The 18,952-nt window shown below is 45.9% G+C and carries 14 protein-coding genes; 7 read left to right on the top strand and 7 right to left on the bottom strand.

What is annotated here, in order from left to right:
• Positions 1–8 precede the first annotated feature (8 nt).
• Complete coding sequence (locus L21SP3_RS01200) at positions 9–2,435, bottom strand: alpha-L-arabinofuranosidase C-terminal domain-containing protein (protein WP_077538771.1); 2,427 nt, start codon at positions 2,433–2,435, stop codon at positions 9–11.
• A gap of 196 nt (positions 2,436–2,631) precedes the next feature.
• Entirely contained in the window at positions 2,632–3,558 is a 927-nt protein-coding gene (locus tag L21SP3_RS01195) for a glycyl-radical enzyme activating protein (RefSeq protein ID WP_077538769.1), read from the bottom strand.
• 176 nt (positions 3,559–3,734) lie between these two features.
• On the opposite strand from L21SP3_RS01195, the gene L21SP3_RS01190 reads away from it, so the two are divergent.
• Positions 3,735–4,394, top strand: coding sequence for a YqaA family protein (locus L21SP3_RS01190; protein WP_123785105.1), 660 nt, complete (start codon positions 3,735–3,737; stop codon positions 4,392–4,394).
• An 80-nt stretch (positions 4,395–4,474) separates the two neighbouring features.
• Positions 4,475–4,678, top strand: coding sequence for an STAS-like domain-containing protein (locus L21SP3_RS01185; protein WP_077538765.1), 204 nt, complete (start codon positions 4,475–4,477; stop codon positions 4,676–4,678).
• Positions 4,679–4,798: 120 nt separating this feature from the next.
• Here L21SP3_RS01185 and L21SP3_RS01180 read toward each other — a convergent pair whose 3' ends face one another.
• From L21SP3_RS01180 to hflK, 4 genes are all read right to left on the bottom strand, one after another.
• Positions 4,799–6,286 carry a hypothetical protein gene (locus tag L21SP3_RS01180; RefSeq protein ID WP_077538763.1) on the bottom strand — a complete coding sequence of 496 codons (1,488 nt, stop codon included), beginning with the start codon at positions 6,284–6,286 and terminating at the stop codon, positions 4,799–4,801.
• 186 nt (positions 6,287–6,472) lie between these two features.
• Positions 6,473–7,003 (bottom strand): Fe-S-containing hydro-lyase, encoded by a 531-nt coding sequence (locus tag L21SP3_RS01175; RefSeq protein ID WP_077538761.1) that lies wholly within the window; start codon positions 7,001–7,003, stop codon positions 6,473–6,475.
• 14 nt (positions 7,004–7,017) lie between these two features.
• Positions 7,018–7,977: a protease modulator HflC gene (hflC, locus tag L21SP3_RS01170; RefSeq protein ID WP_077538759.1), complete on the bottom strand. Its 960-nt coding sequence runs from the start codon at positions 7,975–7,977 to the stop codon at positions 7,018–7,020.
• Positions 7,974–8,939 carry an FtsH protease activity modulator HflK gene (gene hflK, locus L21SP3_RS01165; protein ID WP_077538757.1) on the bottom strand — a complete coding sequence of 322 codons (966 nt, stop codon included), beginning with the start codon at positions 8,937–8,939 and terminating at the stop codon, positions 7,974–7,976. Before hflK ends, hflC begins: the two co-directional genes overlap by 4 nt.
• Positions 8,940–9,794: 855 nt before the next feature.
• Here hflK and L21SP3_RS01160 point away from each other — a divergent pair.
• Positions 9,795–11,765 (top strand): hypothetical protein, encoded by a 1,971-nt coding sequence (locus L21SP3_RS01160; RefSeq protein ID WP_077538755.1) that lies wholly within the window; start codon positions 9,795–9,797, stop codon positions 11,763–11,765.
• A 55-nt stretch (positions 11,766–11,820) separates the two neighbouring features.
• Here L21SP3_RS01160 and L21SP3_RS01155 read toward each other — a convergent pair whose 3' ends face one another.
• Positions 11,821–13,104, bottom strand: coding sequence for an O-acetylhomoserine aminocarboxypropyltransferase/cysteine synthase family protein (locus L21SP3_RS01155; RefSeq protein ID WP_077538753.1), 1,284 nt, complete (start codon positions 13,102–13,104; stop codon positions 11,821–11,823).
• A gap of 185 nt (positions 13,105–13,289) precedes the next feature.
• Between L21SP3_RS01155 and L21SP3_RS01150 the strand changes: the two genes are divergently transcribed.
• The 4 genes from L21SP3_RS01150 (at position 13,290) to L21SP3_RS01135 (ending at position 18,828) form a co-directional block, all read left to right on the top strand.
• Positions 13,290–15,140, top strand: coding sequence for a hypothetical protein (locus L21SP3_RS01150; RefSeq protein WP_077538751.1), 1,851 nt, complete (start codon positions 13,290–13,292; stop codon positions 15,138–15,140).
• 122 nt (positions 15,141–15,262) lie between these two features.
• Positions 15,263–16,954: a cation:proton antiporter domain-containing protein gene (locus L21SP3_RS01145; RefSeq protein ID WP_077538749.1), complete on the top strand. Its 1,692-nt coding sequence runs from the start codon at positions 15,263–15,265 to the stop codon at positions 16,952–16,954.
• A gap of 10 nt (positions 16,955–16,964) precedes the next feature.
• Positions 16,965–17,699 (top strand): carboxy-S-adenosyl-L-methionine synthase CmoA, encoded by a 735-nt coding sequence (cmoA, locus tag L21SP3_RS01140; RefSeq protein WP_077538747.1) that lies wholly within the window; start codon positions 16,965–16,967, stop codon positions 17,697–17,699.
• Positions 17,700–17,796: 97 nt separating this feature from the next.
• Positions 17,797–18,828 carry a peptidylprolyl isomerase gene (locus tag L21SP3_RS01135; RefSeq protein WP_161488041.1) on the top strand — a complete coding sequence of 344 codons (1,032 nt, stop codon included), beginning with the start codon at positions 17,797–17,799 and terminating at the stop codon, positions 18,826–18,828.
• The last annotated feature ends 124 nt before the right edge of the window (positions 18,829–18,952 follow it).

Below are 18,952 nucleotides of genomic sequence, written 5' to 3'. Positions count from 1 at the left end.
TTAACCTCTTAATCTACTTTAATTTTTATAAATTGCACACTCATTGCAGGAGCATTATATTCAAACTCTCTGCCTGCTCTAATTTTCATTGTTTCGGGTTTTATTCTTTCAGGGTTTTCGAAGGTGTTCTCAGCATCGCGTTCGCCTGCAATGAGCTTCACTTCCGCCCTTTTGGCAGCTGTTCTAACATTATTCAATTTAATTCGGGCATCTGCCGGCTTATCTGAGGAGTTTACCAGCTTCACAACCACTTCGCCGGCATTTTCATCTAAAGTTGCTGATGCAAACAAGGTTTTCTTCTCGAGGCTGTAATCGTGGATGAGTTTATTGTCCAGATAGCAGCGGATGCGCCCGGGAATTAGCTCAACTTTCATCTCATACCAGCGGTTGGGCTTTATGCTTCCGTTTTTCTGTGTGAGCACGGATTTGCGTCCATTGACGGTTTTCTCGATTGCGTGCTGGGAATTGCCCCAGCCGCCGATATTCCACCAATAGTATGTATCGCTGTCTTCAGCTCCGAAAACTATCAGAAATCCCTCATCACCTGCTGTTTTGCGTGCGCGGACGGAGTAGGTTATTTTTTCGCCGCTGAAATCTTTTGGAGAAAAGCTTATTGCAGGCCTCGCTGTGCCGTCTTTCTGAGAGAGCCTGCCTGCGCTGAAATCGAAATCACCTGAGCTTTCTTCGAAACGAGAAAGATCAAGCTTTCTGCCGTTTACTTTCGCTTCGGCTGCCTCAATTTTTGTATTCCATGTGCCAATGCCAACGCCTCCGCTAACAGTTTCAGGCTCCCGGTCTTTAGCCACTTCAACCTCATTGCCGAGATAATAATCGCCGGCGTTTTTGCTGAACATCTGCTGAACATAGTAGTTCGGGGTTTTGACAACCTCACGCTTATCGAACCAGATCAGGTCTGCCGCTCTCCACTGGGTATGATTTTTGTGGGCGAAGAGCGGGGCGTAGCAGGTCATATCTACGATATCTGCGTTCCGCTCGACACCTGTAAGGAAGGCGGCCTCTGCAACAGCATTGTAATGCGTATTTCCCTGCGAGGCATACTCGCCAACAAATATCAGCGGCTTGCTGCGGTCGAAATCATCGAAGCGCGTGTCATTGTTCAAGTACCACTCCGGAGCCATATAGTAATGCTCATCGGAGCTGTAAACATTGAGTTTGTCCATAAGCGGGTAAAGGGGTATTTCCGTGCCGAGCCCGGAGGTGCCGATTATCTTTATATCGGGATATTCTTCCCGAATGGCCTTTACGAAATGAGGAAAACGCTCGTGGAGTTCGGGGCGGTCGTGCTCTTCATTGCCGAGACAGATATATTCCATCTCGAAAGATTCCGGATGCCCCATCTCAGCACGGAGGCTGCCCCATTCGGTGTTAGTATCGCCGTTGGCGAATTCTATCAAATTCAGAGCTTCGTCAATCCATTCATCAAGCTCATCCATCGGTGCACATTCATACGGAGGCCTGAACCCGCAGGAAACTCCCACAGGAACTACAGGGAGAGGCTCTGCACCGATATCCTCGCAAAACTGAAAATATTCGAAGAATCCGAGGCCGTATGTTTGATGGTAGCCCCAGAGATTCCAGTTGCCCCTGCGGCTTGCAGTATCACCTACCGTATCCGGCCAGCGATAGGCATTTTCGAGACTGTGGCCGTGTGAGATGCAGCCGCCCGGGAAACGCATAAATTTCGGCTCAAGGTCTGCCAGGGCCTGGGCGAGGTCTTTTCTGAGCCCGTTTTTTCTTCCCTTGAATGTGTCCTGCGGGAAAAGCGAGACCATATCCAGATGAAGCTTTCCGGTGTTTTCTGCGGTTACCACCAGCCTTGCGTTATCTGTTGTTATGCGTGATTGAATCGTAGTTTCAAATTTCTTCCAGTTTGCCTGCAGGCCTTGTACAGCTGCGTTTCCGCAAACCTTACCATCCTGCGTTTCAAGGGCAATATTCAGCTTGGAAATCCTACCTTCTCTTCGGGCATAAACGGAGAAATCGTATTTCGCCCCCCTGTCCAGCGGTATGCCGTCGTAGCCGGTGTTCATAACTCCGGCCTCGCCTGCCTCGTCAATATGAACGGTAAGATAATGGTGATTGTTTCTGTTCAGAGGTATCTCACGCTCGGAAGTTAGTCTGCATTTGCTGCCATTTCTTTCAATTTTCTTCCAAGCATAAAGCGGGTGATACTTATCTCGCAGTGGATTCCTTCCCGGTACAGTGTGGTACTCGAAAGACCTGTTCTGCACGAGTTCGGCGTAAAGCCCTCCGTCTGCTGCAAAATTTATATCTTCAAAGAAGATTCCATATAAATGGTCGCTGATTTCAGCTTTCTTTTCATCGCAGTTTATGCTGATATTAACTGAATCAGCGTAAGAAAAACCTGCTGCAGCAAATAAAATCAAAAAGAAAATTGACAAATGTCTGTTCATATTATCCCCTCATAAAATACTATTTCAAAAATATAGGCAGCGATTTACTGAGCCTGTCTTTCACTGCCCTGTATTCCGGTTTATCTGCCAGATTAATAAATTCTCAACAATGCTTTCGTTCGAGGAAATGATAGATGATTAACGACCTGCTTTCAAAGCCATTTTAAGTATTTAAATTAACCAATTTGCGCACAAATCAGCCCCCAGCCGTGCCGAGCAGACCTGATTCTGAAAGTACTGTTTTAGCTTTGTTGAAAAATTCTTCGCTTACCGAGCCAAATCCTGATATCCCGCCTGAGCTGATTAGTGTTTTCTGTTTTTCCAGCCCGCCTTCGTTGTACTGGAGAAGGTCAATTTGTTTGACGCTGGATGCCCTGGCAATTTTGGCTACCTTTTTTATGATAGCGATATCATCGTTAAAGCCTCTGATAAGCGGGATTCTCACGATTATCTCAGCCCCGCATTCCCCGAGCATCTTTATATTATCAAGAATCTGCTCAGCGTCTGCCCCTGTAAATTCCCTGTGTTTTTCTGAATCGGTGTGTTTTATATCAACAAGGAATAAATCAGCAAGCTCAAAAGACTTTGCCAGCAGTTTTGGATCTGCGCAAAGTGTGGTATCAACAGCGGTATGGAGCCCTGCCTCTTTGCAGAGCTCAAGAGAGCTGAGCAGGAATTCGGGCTGCATAAACGGCTCGCCTCCGGAAAAGGTTACCCCGCCTCCGGACTGCTCATAGAAAACCCTGTCTTTCTCGAGAACCTCCAGCACCTCCTGCGGATTGTATTCTCTGCCCAGCAGTATCCTAGCGTCCGCAGCGCATGCATCGCAGCACCTGCCCTGACCGGTGCATTTTTCCGGTTCAGTTTCGGGCTGGCCGTTCTTCCAGCTTATAGCCTGCTCCGGGCACACATCCACGCACCTGCCGCATCTGATGCAGAGATTAGGGGCGAATCTCAGCTCAGGGCGTATGCTCCAGCTCTCCGGATTATGACACCACCTGCACCTCAGCGGACACCCCTTCATAAAGACGGTTGTTCTAATACCCGGCCCGTCGTGGACGGCGAATCGCTTAAAATCGAACACTATACCCTTATTTTCTTGGTGATTATTACAGCCGCTCATCGAAAAACCTTTGTGTTTTTTCAGCAAAAATATATCTTATTGAAATCTGATTTTAGAAAGGCATCGCTTAAAGAGGCGATTTTAACAAAATTTTTATAAAAATATAGAGCTTGCTCTAAGGCCAGCCTGATTTGAAAGGTTTGCCGGCAGAATTTTTAATTGATTGGAATGCAATTATGGCGGAAAATGCGGAAAGCAGCGTTGCAGAAGGGCTCTCAAAGAAAAATATAAAATCATGGGAGATTCACAAGAAGCTCTACAACTGGTTTCTCAAATGGGTGGAAACAAAGTACGGAATGACTGTGCTGGTTCTGCTTGCATTTTTTGAACCTATATGCGTTCCCGTGCCTGCGGACGTTATGGTTTTGGGGATGAGCCTCGCAAAGCCTAAGCAGGGGATAAAATACGGCCTTATCTGCTCATTTTTCTCCGTACTCGGCGGGACAACCGCCCTTCTTGCCGGACTGCTCATAGGCGATGGAGTGATAGGTTTTTTCAGCTCGATTGAATTTATGCACATTGGCGAGAAAACGCAGAAGGCCCTTGAGCTTTACGAAGAGTACGATTTCTGGGCGATATCGATTTCCGCCCTTACGCCCGTACCTTATATGATTTTCAGCTGGCTCGGTGGGCTTGCGAAGGTGAGCGTAGTCAAATTTGTGCTGATAAGCCTTGTTTTCCGTACGCTTCGCTTCGGCACAGAAGGCCTGCTCTTTTACCTATTCGGCGAGAAGGCAAGAGACTTTATCGAAAAGCATTTCAACACGGCAACAATAGTTGTGATGGTTCTGCTGGCCGGCCTTGCATTTCTGCTTAAATTCTCCGGCGGGGCGTAAAATCTGCTCAGACCGTAAATTAATCCAGATGAATACAGTTACAAGATGCGAACAGAACGATAACTTACAGGGTTTGTATTATGCCTAAAGAAATAAAAATTGCTGAATTTATAGGCAGTCTCTGCGTATCTTCAGATAACGGCCAGAAACTATTCAGCAAGCTCAAGTCTCTGCTTGAGGAAAACAACAAAATCATTCTTAATTTTGAAGGTGTGGAGATACTGATCTCACTGTTTTTGAATGTTGCTATAGGACAGCTATACGGGCAATTCAGCAAAAAATGAGCTTCTGGCTTTGATTATTTATTCTTCTTATGTTGCCGGGTTACAGGCAATTCCGATAATACTGCAAAGAAGAAGCGGGTTTTTGGCAAGTTATTCGCAGTAATTACCCGCTGTTTTCTCTTATGGGTCAACTTCAGGCGAGGGAATTTTCACGAGAGTAATTGAAAGCGGGGGCAGCTCGAAGGTAAGAGGGGATCTGGAATATTTTAAGGTCATTGTTCTTTTGCGGGTATCAAAGTGCAGCTTTGGGGTGTTGCGTGCAATGAGGGTTGTAAGCTGATAGTTTTTGGCGGGTGAACCCTGCAACACAAGGCTGATTTTTTGGCTCTTTTCTTTGGAATTTACCAGAAAGACGGAAATTTGCTTTTTTCTGGCGATTGATGCGAAATGGTATGGGGCATTCTCGGAGGCAGCGGTCGATTGGATTCGGTGAGTTCCCATATTTTTTGAGAACAGGTGTAGCAGCTCGTAGTTGGGCAGGGTGGAATTGTCTCGATGATCTAGTAGAGATCTTGGATGATGGTTACCAAAGCCGAATAAAGGCCAATAAAAAGCCATCTGCACATCGGAGTCAATGAATTTACCAATAGCTTTTGCCAGAGCAAGCAGTCGGCGGTTTTTTTTGACGCCCTGCTTATGAACGTTCCATTCGGTGATGATTATAGGAATTTCTTTGGAAGGGATTTTTTGGCGTGTAAGATTTTTTAGGCGGTTGAGTTTTTTTTGCATATTGGGCAGCTGGTAGCGGGTGTTGAAATACCAGTGAACAGAGACGATGTCTATGTGCGGGCCAGCAATATCAAAGACGTTTGACCACCATTTTGGAGGATTTTCCACTGTCTCCAGCTCATGGATCTTATCATACAGATCCCAGTTTCCATTTTCGTATTTCACTTCTAGCCGCTGGGCTTTTTCAAGATTTTTGCTCGATATCATGGCCTTGCGGCCCGGGTAATCAATGTTCCAATTACCTACAGCGGCGATTTTGATGTCTGGGTCCACGGCTTTCATCGCTTTTGCAATCTTGATGAACAGACGGGCATATTCTTTGGCGTTAAAGCGAGTGTGGAAATAGGGTTCGTTTCCGATCTCCCAATACTTGATATTGTAATTTTTTTCGATGTTGCAGTAGTGTACCCAGTCGGCTGCCAATTCTACAGAGCGCTTAGGGTTTTCGAAGAAGGCGATCTCAGTGTTCACAACCATCAGGGGCTCGGCATTAATCTGGCGGCAAAGGGAGATAAAGCGGTCGGTATCCATGGATTCAGGGCCTTGGTAGGCCGGCCAGCGGTTTGGGTCATGTACACGGTGGGCATCCCAGAGATAGTTGTCCGAATCGGTTCCGCCGGGAAAACGAAGTACGCGGATGGGCAGGTTTTTGAGATGCCGAGCGACTTTGCCGTCGGCCATTCGCCGGCTGCTTAGGTTGAAAAATGAAGGGCAAGTCCCGAAAAAGTTTGGATTGATTGAGGTGATTTTCTTTTCTGGGAAGACCTCTATTTGAGCAGGGCCTTTTTTATCTTTGCCAATGCAGGGCAGCGAAAAAAAGAAAAGAGCTGATATTATGAGCCAGTATTCTTTATTTTTAAACATATAAAGGGATTTCAATTCAAAAGCTGGTTATTATTTTATCTTACATTTCTGTTTTAAACGGCTGCAAATACTTTTCTAATAGAATCGGCGATTAAAACAAGCAGCATAGGATTTCTGAAAGCTGATAAGTTTTTACAAAAACACTTCATAAAATCAAATACCTTTCATTAAATAAGAGCTCCATTACCTCTTAACAAAGTATCATTTGCGTTCGTATATGCTTGCGCCGCGGGAGTCGTAGGCAACAACTGCCGGGAAATCCAACACCTCAAGGCGGCGGATTGCCTCGGGCCCGAGGTCGTGATATGCCACCACTTCGGATTTGACGATTGATTTGCTCAAAAGCGCCCCCGCCCCGCCTACAGCGCTGAAATGCACCGCCTTATTCTTAATCAGGAAATTGATTACAGCATCCCCGCGGTATCCCTTGCCTATCATGCCGGCAAGGCCGTTATCCAGAAGAATCGGGCTGAATGGATCCATCCTTGAGGACGTAGTGGGGCCTGCAGAGCCTGCGGGCCTGCCCGGGGAGGCAGGCGAAGGGCCTACAAAATATATAATCTGCCCTTCCAAATCAATCGGAAGAGGCTCAGAGCGGGCGATTGTTTCCGTGAGTCTTTTGTGAGCCATATCCCGAGCGCTGTATATAATGCCTGAGATAAGCACCTCTTCGCCTGCTCTGAGCTGTTCTGCTTTCTTTTTTGCCAGTGGAGTGGAAATCTTCTCTGCCATCAGAAGCCTTCCGCCTACTCCGCTGTTTCCTGCATTTGCTTTCCGGTGCTTGAGGAAAGGTATTTCAGGTATTCGCTGTCTGTTGAGAGAACAGCGTTTGCGCCTTTGAGGTTGTCCTTGTAAGACTCAAGGGTTTTGTAGAATGCGAAGAAATCAGGGTCTAGCCCGTAGGCCTCGGCGTAGATATTAACGGCCTCTGAATCGGCTGAACCGCGAATCTGCTGAGATTCTCTATAGGCCTCTGAGATAATGCGGTTTGTATCATTTTCAATCTTACCCTGAATGTTCATCTTCTCGCCTTCACCTTCAGAGCGGTATTCCGCTGCCACGCGAAGCCTTTCTTCCACCATCCTCTCGTAAACCTTCTCACGAACCTGTTCGGTGTAGTTGATGCGTTTGATGAGCACATCCACAAGCTCAATGCCGAAATCCTTGGCCGAAACTTTCGCTTCCTTAAGAATTTTATCCTCAATAGCGTTCCTGCCCATTGAAATGCTGGTAACATCCTGCTCGCGAATATCCTTCACTTCCACCATCATCGACATCTCTCTGTTGGAATTGCGCACGGCTTCGATGAGCTGATTGCTTGATATCCTGTTTCTAACAGCAGAATTAATGATATCATCCAGCCTGCTCTGAGCGGCGGTTTCAGTGCGGAGAGTTTTCATAAATTCGAGTGGATCTACGATTCTCCAGCGTCCGAAGGTGTCAACGTTGATATACCTCTTTTCTACAGTAGGCATTTGCGTTGGTGTTCCGTCCCATTCGAGAAGGCGTTTCTCAAACATATTCACCTTTTCGACAAAAGGAATTTTGAATTTCAGGCCTGCGTCCTGCTCAACTCTCTTGTACTGCCCGAACTGAGTGATTACAGCCTGCTCGGTTTCCTTGACCGTATAGCAGAAAAGATTGAACGCCACAAAAAGGGCGATAAAGCCCCATAGGATGTAGTTTGCTATTTTAGTAGGATTCATTTAGATTCCCCCTTCTTGTTTATATTCATATGGGGCAGAAGAGATTCAACCTCTTTGTCCATAATATTAATCTGACCAATCTCAGGGAAGGCTTCGTTTATAGCCTCGAGATACATTCTTGTCCTTGTAACCTCTTTGCTGTTTTTGTAGTTGTTGTATATCTCTCTGAATCGGCCGGCATCACCTTCAGCCTCGTTCACCCTCTTAACAGCGTAAGCCTCGGCCTGCTGAACCATCTTCTGCGCTTCGCCCCGCTTTTTGGGGATAATCTCGTTGTACTCTTTCTTAGCGCTGTTTATAAGCCTTTCCTTCTCCTGCTGGGCAGCATTAACTTCATTAAACGCATGCTTTACCGGATCCGGCGGATTAACATCCTGCATTTTAACAGTTACCACAAAGAGCCCTGATTCATAATCATCGAGGATCTTCTGCATACCGTCTTCAACGAGCTCGTTGATCTCCATCCTTCGCTCTGTAAGCACTTCATCAACCGATGAATCGCCCACTTCTCTTCGAACTACCGACTCTGCTACATCACGAAGCATTTTGCGATGGTCTCTGATATTGAACAGATACTTCTGGGGATCGATAATCCTGTACTGCACAATCCACTGGACATCTGCAACGCTCAAGTCTCCGCAGAGCATAAGCGATTCACTGGAATAATCGCGGCGGTCGTACTGGCTTTCAACGCCCGCCTTGAGCGTCCTGAAGCCAAATTCTTCCTTGAATACAGTAGTTACTTTCGGGGTTGATACCGATTCAATACCGAATGGGAGCTTGAAATGAAGCCCGGGCTCGGCGGTACGGCTGAACTTGCCGAATCTGGTAACTACAGCACGTTCGTCGGTGTTCACTGTATAGAAGGACCCGTTAATGATCCCTATAATCAGCGCTGCACCTATACCAAGCAGGATATACTTGGAGAAATTACTTTCAGAATCAAAAAATTGTTTTACCATTTCTACCTCTTAGTCTATATTTCATAATTTCCCGCTATTCTAACAGAAACAACTGCAAACACAAAAAATAATCGCTGATACAGCAAAATACTATGCGACAATATTTTCCGGCAAAGCTTTTTAAAGCCGTATCTATCCGCTTACTCTCCGCCGGAGGCGGAGAGTAAACAGAGGGGAGGTTTTTTAGACGGGATTTACAGGATTGACAGGATAGATATTTGATAAGGAAAAGGCGGAGAAAGATTTTTGGGCGGGTATTTTTTTAATCCTCGTGGAATTGGTTTAAACCGCGAAGGGCTCGAAGGGCACGAAGGATTTTGATATAAATTGTTTTATCGCAAGCTTTTACACTCATAAAAACATCTGTGCCATCCGTGCTATCTGTGGATAATAAACTTCGCTGCGATTTCACGAAACGAACATTTATCTGCATTTCTCCGATACCTCTCCGCCTTCGGCGGACAGGCTCAATGTTAAACATCCCCCGTACTACAGCGGAGCGACGCAAGTCGCCCGCTAAGCCGACACAACGAATAGACTCTTCATATTACACCGCTGTACGACGCTGCATTATTAAGCAGCGAACCGCTGGCTCAGTAAATAGATAATAAATTCTGCAAAGCATTCAGCATGAAGATTTGCGTTTTGCCGGAAAATATTGTCGCACACGCAAAATCTGCCTTCCAAGATGTGAAATTGATTGCGGAAAGAACAATAAAAAGCCCCGCCAAAAGGAATTTTTACCAGTTTGGTTAAAAAAAAGAAGGTTTTGGGAAAATTTTGTATCAGAAAACGATTCAAGTCTGCTATGATAAAAAAAACAAAACAGTTCACTTTTTTTTAAGGAGTTCATTTATGAAGATTTGTTTAATTATTGGTGCAGCCTGTTTTTTTGCATCTTTTCCGTGCCTTGCGGAAGACCCCGACTATGGTGGTGACATTTCGACCGCTGAAGTTATAGTTCCCGGCTCTGGAGAGATTTACGGCACTCTCACGCCAAGCGGTGATAATGACTGGTTCAAGTTTTCAAGCCCGGGCGTAACTCTGTACAGAATCTCGCTCGACTCCACAGCAAACGGCTATAAATATATGGAGATTTATTTCGTTGATGCACTCGGCACAAGCGAAAGACAGACCTCAGACGCTATTCACTCAGGTTCGCTGACGAAGGATGTCTTCATTGAGCCGGCAGAGGATGTATGCATAAGGATTTGGGGCAGCGAAGGCAATTATTCTGTGCAAGCAGCAGCTCTTGGAACTTATCCCGAGGATTCATACTCCGATGACTGCTCCTCGCCTACTATGATTGCCCTTGATACGCTGATAGAAGGCACAATAACGCACTTCGACCCTATCCTTCAGCTGCCTGCAGATGAAGACTGGTTTGAATTCGAGGCAGAGCAGATGCACAGGTATCAGATACTGCTAGGCGATGCTGACAACAGAAATATGAACTTTTGGCTTTATTATGAAGACTGCGAGCCTGTAAACCTCAGCGGAACTTCCAGAACTATTGTATCTCTCAATGGGGAGAACTATAAAATCAAAGTCGCCGGCGGGCAGTATGAAAAAGGAGAATACTACAACCTTCAGGTTACAGACCTCGGAGTAATGCAGGATGACTATCCGAATTTCAGCGATCAGGCAGTTGAAATCACTCCCGGGGCAGATTTAACAGAAGGCTCCATCGAATACAATCAGGATCTGAATCCGGATTTTGATTGGTTTAAATTCACCCCGCAGGCGGAAACACTTTACAGGATTACAATAGTAAGCCGCAACAACGGGGGCTACAAGTATATTCAGGTTTTTCAGGAAAACGATTATGGGGAGTTAATTTCTTACTTCTTAACAGCAACTTGGAACAAGGCGGAAACCTTTGATGTTTTCATAGAAAAGGACGCTCCAGTTTATTACAAAATTTACGGCAGCGGCTACTTAGGCGACTATTCTGTTGGAGCAAAGATTCTCGAGGCCTTCCCGGAAGACAGCTACTCCAACGACTGCTCCACAGCAAGCGAAATAATTGTCGGCGAGCCGGCCATCGATGGAACAATAAACAGATCAGACCCTGCAAACAGCATCCCCATTGACACAGACTGGTTCAAATTTGAAACGCAGCGTCTGCATAAATACGAGATTGTTCTTACTGCTTCGGATTACTCAAACGTTAATTTCAAATTATACGATAATGATTGCAGCCTGCTTCAAAACATAAATTATAATTACGCCACAATGGTATCCTTGTACGACGGTTTCTATAAGATTAATGTACTTGGAAATGATTCGAAGATTGGCGAATATTACAATCTGAGCGTAATAGATTTGGGTTTGCAGGAAGAGGACCACGGCAATACTTTTGAAAATGCGACTCTTTTTTCTCAGCTAGACGGAACGAGACAGAGCGGCGAAATAAATTACTCAGCAAATATAAACACAGACTTTGATTTTCTCAAGTTCATCGCTCCTATGACGGGAACTTACACCCTGGGATTGGAAAATTTATCCGCCGCAGGCTATGTGTATTTGCAATTTTTCGTAGAAGAGACTGCAGGGCTGTACAATTACATGCGCGGTTCAAGCGACTATAAGGGGGGAAATTCTGCAGAAGATTCTCTAAACTTAATCGAAGGTAAGTATTATTATATGAAAGTTTACGGAGATCTCGGACCATACGAAACATACATTGTATCGCCGGAGCCGCGATGCGGAGATTTGAACCACCCCCATCCAGTTGGCGATGCTAATGAGGACTGCGTTGTAGATATGCTGGATATTGCTGAAATGGCCGGGAGCTGGCTTACAGATAATCGGCCTGCAGAGTGATTAAATCGAAAGATTCAAACGGGGCGTTCATCCGCCCCGTTTTTTTCGTATTGCTTTATCTCTGAGAGGCCTTGATTGCCTGCTCAAAATCTGCAAGTATATCATCGATGTGTTCAGTTCCCACAGACACCCTGATGAAATCCGGCAGAACGCCGGCATCAATCTTCTCCTGATCAGAGAGCTGCTGATGGGTGGTTGATGCGGGATGAACCACCATCGTCCTGCTGTCGAGCAGATTTGTTACGTGGGATGCAAGCCTTACGCTGTTGATGAATTTCTTTCCGGCTTCGGTGCCGCCTTTTATCCCGAAACCCAGAATCGCCCCCTGCCCCTTTGGCAGATACTTCTGAGCATTCATAAAATGCGGGTCGCTTTCAAGGCCGGGATAGTTTACATAGCTCACATACTTGTTTGCCTCGAGAAATCTTGCCAGTTCGAGGGCGTTTTGGCAGTGCCTCGTGACCCTGAGATGGAGCGTTGAGAGCCCGTGGAGAAACATATAAGCATTAAAGGGAGCCATACACCCACCGATATCACGCAGCATCTGTATTCGGAGTCTTGCCGAAAGGGCTACTCTGCCGAATTTTTCGCAGAGCTTCAGGCCGTGATAGCTCGGGTCCGGCTCTACCATATCTGGATACCTTCCTCGAGCCCAGTTGAAGTTTCCGCTTTCTACTGCTATCCCGCCAACGCTCGAGCCGCGTCCGTCTATTATCTTCGTGCAGCTCTGAACCACTACATCCACGCCGAAATCAATCGGCCTTATCAGCATCGCTGAGGTAACGGTGTTATCGCATACCACAGCTACCTCACTTTTGTGCGCGATTTTAACAATCTGCTCAATCTCGGGCACATCGTTCTTCGGATTGCCGATAGTCTCGAAATACACCATCTTTGTGCGGTTGTCAATATGTTCAGCGAAGGTGTCCGGGTCGGTTGAATCTGCAAACCGAGTTTCTATGCCCCATTTTTTCAGGGTGTGGGTGAAAAGGGTGCTTGTTCCGCCGTAAAGCGAGCTTGAGGATACTATGTTATCGCCTTCCCTGCAAAGCGCAAGCGCCACACCCGCAATCGCTGCCATACCGGAGCTGAAGGCTACCGCCTCCTGACCCCCTTCCAGAGCCGCAATACGTTTTTCAAGTATTCGAACGGTGGGATTAGTGAGCCTCGAGTATATATTGCCCTCTTCTTCAAGCTCGAATAAATTCGCCGCCTGCTCGGTGCTGTCATAATGGTAGCCGGTGGTCTGGTAGATAGGTTCATTAACGCTTCGAGTCTGCTTGTCTTTTTCGTAGCCCGCATGAATTGCAAGCGTTTCCAGATGATATTTGTTTTCCATAATTGCTCCTTTCGGGGTAAATTAGTGCTCTGCATTATACGCCGGCAGGGACGTTATTCAACCTTTAGGAAAAACTATAAAGCGTTTAATAAAAAAATATTTTCTTGAAAAACATTCTGCCGGATATAGAATCACCATCTTGAAAGTGCTATCTTTATAATTTTACTATTTATAAGCGTTTAGAGATGAAGTACATACTAAAGAAGAAATTTTTTCTTATTCTCCTCGCCTCAGTATTTGCTGCAGGCGGCTGCGGGAAAAACCCTGAAGATCAGGCGGCTGAAAAAGCGGGCAAACAGATTGAAAAAGCTGTGCGGACTGTGCAGGACTACAAAGCTGAAGCTGGAGGCCATGATTTTCAGGCCGCTATTGAAGAGGTGGAAAAGGCAAGAGACTACGCTGAGAAGGCGGGCGGAAAGGCTGAGCAGGTTAATCTGCTTGCAGGCAGGCTCTACAAAGCCAAAGCGGAAAAGCTTTCTGATAAGCTCAACACCATCTCGCTTGAAGCTGGCAATATGATTGAAGATGCGGGCGAAAAGCTCTCAAGGGTATCAGAATATGCCTCTGATATGGAAATGGTGAAGATGCTTTCAGAAACAGGGACTTCTGAGAAACAAAAGCTTCAGGAGCTGCTTGCCGAGAAATCAGGGATAGAGGCAAAGATATCCGAAAAGAAAGCCCAGCTCAGCACCATTGAGGCCAAGGTCAGTGAATACAAATCAAAGATTGAAGATGTTAAGTCTTCATTGATTAATATAAAATCTGAAACAGTGAGCCTTTTCAACAAAGCTGAACTTAAGAGCGGGGAAACAAGGGCAAAGCTTGAAGATAAGGCTTTCAGTATATTAAGAGGCAAGGCAAACGGCGATTCGCAGTTTTCACTGGAATCTGAGCTCCAGAAATTTATGGATAAGCTCGAGCCTCTCGAAGATGAAAAGGAAAGCATTGAAAACCTTCTTTCTATGCTCAAAAGCGATGCTCAGGAAGTAAAGAACAGAATAGATTTTCTCAAAAATATGGATTCTGAGCTTGGCTTTTCCGAGCAGCTCTCGTATCTGGGCGATCTGATTGAAAAGGGAAGGGCTTATGTTAAGGACAAGACAGGCAGCCTCGATTCTGTCATAGAAAGCTTTTCTGCAAGGACATCAGAGATTGAAAACACCTATTCACAGGCAATGCAGGCTTATTCTCAAGTAAAGGGCAATCTCACCTCCGATGCAGCTGTCCAGAAAGCGCAGGTTCAAAGTTCACTGGTTTCACTGAGAAAAACTCAGGCAGATTTCTTTGAAACAGCTTCAAAATCTTTGAATAACCTTCAGTCTCTCCAGCAGCAGGAAGCGGCAGTTTTGCCTGAAAGTTTGATAGAGAAATGCGAAGAAAAGCTGAGTGAAGCAGAAGACAAGATAAATGAGGCGTTCGAGAAAAGCTTCGAGCTCTATCAGAATGCTGTAGAAGCAGCAGATACCAGCTCAGGCAAAGATGCGGCCGCCAGAGGATATATGGCTCAAATCTACAGCAGGCTCAAGCTTGCTGAGGAAAAAGGTGGAAATGAGCAGCTTAAAGATGAGCTTCTCAAAAAGCTCGATTCAATAAAGGACTATTCAATCAAGCACGACCCTCAATTCGGTACAAGCTACCTTGCAGGGCTTTTCAAAGAATACGGGATAGACTTCAAAACCGCCCAGCAGAAACTTATGGAAAAATACGAAAACGCCAAGGTGGCATTTTCGCAGGTTTCGGGTATGCAGGAGCAGGACAGGCTCGACAGGCTGATATACCTAATCACAGAATTCAACAAGCTGGAAAAACCTGAAGACCAGCAGGCGTATCAGGATATTGTAAAATCAATCTTCGAGCTTCATAAAGAAGACTGGATAGAGCTTAGCGAAGACCCCGCAAACTCCGAAGCGCTTGATCCGTTTTCTGATCTGCTTGCCCAGGAAGTTCAGCCTGCCGCTGAAACGCAGGTCGAAGAAGGCGCAGGAGAAGCTGAAGCAGAAGAAGGTATTGCAGGCGGCGAACCGAATATGCCTTAATCCTCTGAACCCGAAAATAAATACTTAAACATATCAGCTGGCCGGTGCATAAAAATGTGCCGGCCAGATTTAATTATACTCACAATTAACAGTTAAAACAAACCCGCAATGCAGGGAATAAAATGCCTATAGATATTCAACACCTAAACGTTGTATTAATGATGGGAGTCGTAGTATTCGGCGGAATACTCGGAGCCAAGCTCTTTCAGCGTCTTAACGTACCTCAGGTAATAGGGTACATTGTGATTGGCGCTATAATCGGAGAGAGCGGGCTTAAGATAATCTCCGCAGAAACGATAAAAACCCTTGAGCCGCTTAATTTTTTCGCCCTTGGGATAATCGGTTTTATGATAGGCGGCGAGCTCAAGAGCGAGATTTTCAAGAAGTACGGCAAGCAGTTTATGAGCATCCTATTGGGAGAAGGCATAACTGCCTTTCTGCTGGTAGGAGCTGCGAGCGGCGGGATATACTACCTGTTCACAAAAGATCTCCAGATGGCCTCTGCTTTAGGCCTTGTACTTGGAGCGATTTCCTCTGCCACAGATCCAGCCTCTACGATACAGGTGCTGTGGGAATACAAAACCCGAGGCGTTCTCACAACCGCCGCTACAGCGATAGTGGCTCTGGACGATGCCTTAGCGCTGACGCTCTACGGGATCGGGACAAGCGTAGCTGGGATTATCGCAGGCGGGGCTGAAGGCGGGGTAATCACTTCGCTGCTGAGCGCTGTTTATGAGCTGGGCGGAGCGATTGTGCTGGGCGTTGCAGGCGGATTCATTTTGCAGTGGATCCTGAAGCGAACAAACGACACAGACAGTATGCTCACATTTGCCGTAGGCTCTGTACTGCTTACAATCGGGCTGAGCATAGCCCTTCATTTCGATGTAATACTCTCCTCAATGTGCCTCGGGCTCACGATTGTGAACATCGCCCCAAGGCTCAGCTCACAGACATTTTCAATGATCCAGAAATTCAGCCCGCCTATATACATACTTTTCTTTGTATTCGTTGGAGCGGGAATCGAAATACAGGGGCTAAAAGGCGCAGCACTCGCTATAGCTGCTGGATACGTGGTTTTCAGGAGCCTCGGAAAGATGGGCGGGGCCTTTATTGGAGCCAAGATTTCAGGCGCAAGGGCTGTGGTAAAGAAGTATCTGGGCTGCTGCCTCTTTGCTCAGGGCGGCGTTGCTGTAGGTTTGAGTATTATGGCGAGCCACAAATTCGCCGACCAGCCGGAAATTGCACAGATGATTGTGCTTGTGGTAACTGCTACTACCCTTTTCGTTCAGCTTCTCGGGCCGGTTTCTGTGAAGTATGCAGTTAAGAAGGCCGGCGAGATAGGCCTCAACGTAACTGAAGATGATTTGATAAAGAAGTACAAGGTGCGGGATGTTATGATTGAAAGTCCTGTAACAATACACGCTTCCCAAACTCTTGATGAGGTTTTAAGGATCTTTTCAGAAAACGACTTCACCTACTACCCGGTAGTTGAAGATTCCGGGAAGGTTATAGGCTCTATGTCTATTGAGGGCATAAAAGAAACACTAAAATACCGAGACACCGCAAGCTGGCTTCTCGCATGCGATATTATGAAGCCGATAGAAGACCATATAAGCCCCGATATGGAGCTTGAGGAAGCAATGCGGTATTTCCGTTCGTACAACCTTGAGTATGCTTGCGTTATTGAAGACGGCAGCGATAAAATCAAGGGACTGTTTGACATTCGCCTCGCTAACAAGAAAATCTCTGCTGAGGTGATTAAGTGCAGAGAGCACGCCGACCACGGCGAGACCTGCCCGGAATGCTCCGCTTAAAATATAACTAATGAGGCAAATGAAAGATTCAATATACTCAGAGTACCGCGAGAAGGTGGCGGATTTCGTGTTCGATAAGGACGTGGTGAGCGTTTTTGACGATATGATCCGCAGAAGCGTGCCCGGATATGCAACGGTTGCCGCTATGACGAAAGTTTTTGCCGAGCAGGTTGCAGAAGACGGGGCCGTGTGTTACGATTTGGGCTGCTCGCTCGGGGCATCAGCTATTGCCATGCGAAGAGGATTAGAGCATAAAACTGGATGCAGGATAATCGCTGTGGATAATTCAGAGGCTATGGCTGCCCGGTGCAGGCAGATGGTAGAGCAGGACCCGAGCAATGTGGAAATTGATGTCCGCTGCGAAGACATCCTCGATACCGAAATCGAAAACTGTTCGCTCTGCGCAATGAATTTCACTTTGCAGTTTCTCAGCCCCGAAAATCGGGATGAAATCGTAAAGAGGATCGCTTCTAACACCCGCCCGGGAGGGATGCTGCTTCTATCCGAGAAGATCAGGTATGAAGATAAGCAGGAGCAGGACTTTCAGGTAAAAATGCACCATAAATTTAAAAGTCTCAACGGCTACAGCGAACTTGAGATAAGCCAGAAGCGTAGAGCCCTTGAGAATGTACTATTACCAGACTCAACAAAAAAACATTTCAGCAGGCTGTCTGAAGCTGGATACTCTCAGATCTATCTGTGGTTTAAGTGTTTTAATTTTATATCAATTGCAGCAGTAAAATAGTTTGAATCAAATTTTAAAATCACTTGATTTATAGAAGTTGATGTTCACAATTGAAGGCAGTGTTCTTAAAATTAGGAAAAATCTTGAAAGGAAAAAAATGAAACTTATCAAATCTTTGTTAATAGTAACCCTGTTAACTGTAACTTTCGCATCAGCGGAAGAGGCGGACAAACAATCAGAAACAAAAGACCTCAGCGGCGTAGCGGCAATCGTCAACGGTGAAAAGATCGGGATGGAAAAGGTTGACAGCCTTGCAGAGATGACTCTGAGCAGATATCCCAAGCAGATGCGCGAATCTCAAGCGACAAAAATCAAAAAGCGCGTTCTTGATACCATCATCTTCGGCGAGCTCGTTTCTCAGAAGGCAGAAGAAATGGGTATATCCGTAAGCGATGAGAGATGCGAGAAGGAAGTAAAAGATATGATTTCTTCTAAAGACATCACTCTTGAGCAGTATAAAAAGATGATTAAAGACGCCGGCAAGGATTACGGCGAACTGCTCGATCAGGTGCGCAGGAGCCTCGAATTCGAAAAGATCATCAATAAGCTCTCTTCGGATGATGTAAAGGTATCAGATAAAGATGTAAAAGAGTATTTCGACTCGAACAAAGAAAAGCTCGCAAGTCCTAAGCAGGTTAAAGCAAGCCACATACTCATCAAAACCGAGAGTAAAGAAGACCAGCAGGCAGCTAAGGAAAAGGCTGAGGAACTTCTTAAGAAAATCAATGACGGCGGCGACTTTGCAGCTATAGCTAAAGAAAACTCGGACTGCCCCAGTTCTGAGCGCGGCGGGGACCTCGGCTTCTTCTCACGCGGAAGAATGGTAGGAGCGTTTGAGGATGCAGCTTTCAATCTTGAAGTAGGCGAAGTGTCTGATGTGGTAAAGACTAAATTCGGATACCATATCATCCTCGTTACGGACAAAAAAGAAGCCAAAGAGGCTGTATTTGAAGACCAGAAAGAGAAAATACGCGAGCAGCTTGTCAATCAGAAGATGGGCAAGGCGGCTGACAAAATCCGTGAAAATATGATGCAGGCAGCCACAATCCGCTACTCAGATGTATTCAAGCCGGAAGAAAAAGAGGCGAAAAAACAGTCTGAAGGCACTGAGCTGAAAATCGAAGAATAAACGCTCAGATTAATTAAAAGACCAAAAGCGGCTCAGGATCTAATTCCCGAGCCGCTTTTTTTGTGTTTATTTGAAAACTTTTTTCAATATTTTCAAAAACCTTAAGAACCTAAGAAAGACTTGC

Origin of the sequence: Sedimentisphaera cyanobacteriorum (assembly GCF_001997385.1) — a bacterium.
GTDB classification, from domain to species: domain Bacteria; phylum Planctomycetota; class Phycisphaerae; order Sedimentisphaerales; family Sedimentisphaeraceae; genus Sedimentisphaera; species Sedimentisphaera cyanobacteriorum.
Note: the sequence above shows the minus strand (reverse complement) of the source record. Positions and strands in the feature narration are given on the sequence as shown.

Coding starts and splice junctions, on each gene's coding strand:
- L21SP3_RS01155 (WP_077538753.1), bottom strand. CDS start 13,104: ATGGAAAACAAATATCATCTGGAAACGCTTGCAATTCATGCGGGCTAC.
- L21SP3_RS01200 (WP_077538771.1), bottom strand. CDS start 2,435: ATGAACAGACATTTGTCAATTTTCTTTTTGATTTTATTTGCTGCAGCA.
- L21SP3_RS01195 (WP_077538769.1), bottom strand. CDS start 3,558: ATGAGCGGCTGTAATAATCACCAAGAAAATAAGGGTATAGTGTTCGAT.
- hflC (WP_077538759.1), bottom strand. CDS start 7,977: ATGAATCCTACTAAAATAGCAAACTACATCCTATGGGGCTTTATCGCC.
- L21SP3_RS01185 (WP_077538765.1), top strand. CDS start 4,475: ATGCCTAAAGAAATAAAAATTGCTGAATTTATAGGCAGTCTCTGCGTA.
- L21SP3_RS01145 (WP_077538749.1), top strand. CDS start 15,263: ATGCCTATAGATATTCAACACCTAAACGTTGTATTAATGATGGGAGTC.
- L21SP3_RS01190 (WP_123785105.1), top strand. CDS start 3,735: ATGGCGGAAAATGCGGAAAGCAGCGTTGCAGAAGGGCTCTCAAAGAAA.
- L21SP3_RS01150 (WP_077538751.1), top strand. CDS start 13,290: ATGAAGTACATACTAAAGAAGAAATTTTTTCTTATTCTCCTCGCCTCA.
- hflK (WP_077538757.1), bottom strand. CDS start 8,939: ATGGTAAAACAATTTTTTGATTCTGAAAGTAATTTCTCCAAGTATATC.
- L21SP3_RS01135 (WP_161488041.1), top strand. CDS start 17,797: ATGAAACTTATCAAATCTTTGTTAATAGTAACCCTGTTAACTGTAACT.
- L21SP3_RS01160 (WP_077538755.1), top strand. CDS start 9,795: ATGAAGATTTGTTTAATTATTGGTGCAGCCTGTTTTTTTGCATCTTTT.
- L21SP3_RS01175 (WP_077538761.1), bottom strand. CDS start 7,003: ATGGCAGAGAAGATTTCCACTCCACTGGCAAAAAAGAAAGCAGAACAG.
- cmoA (WP_077538747.1), top strand. CDS start 16,965: ATGAGGCAAATGAAAGATTCAATATACTCAGAGTACCGCGAGAAGGTG.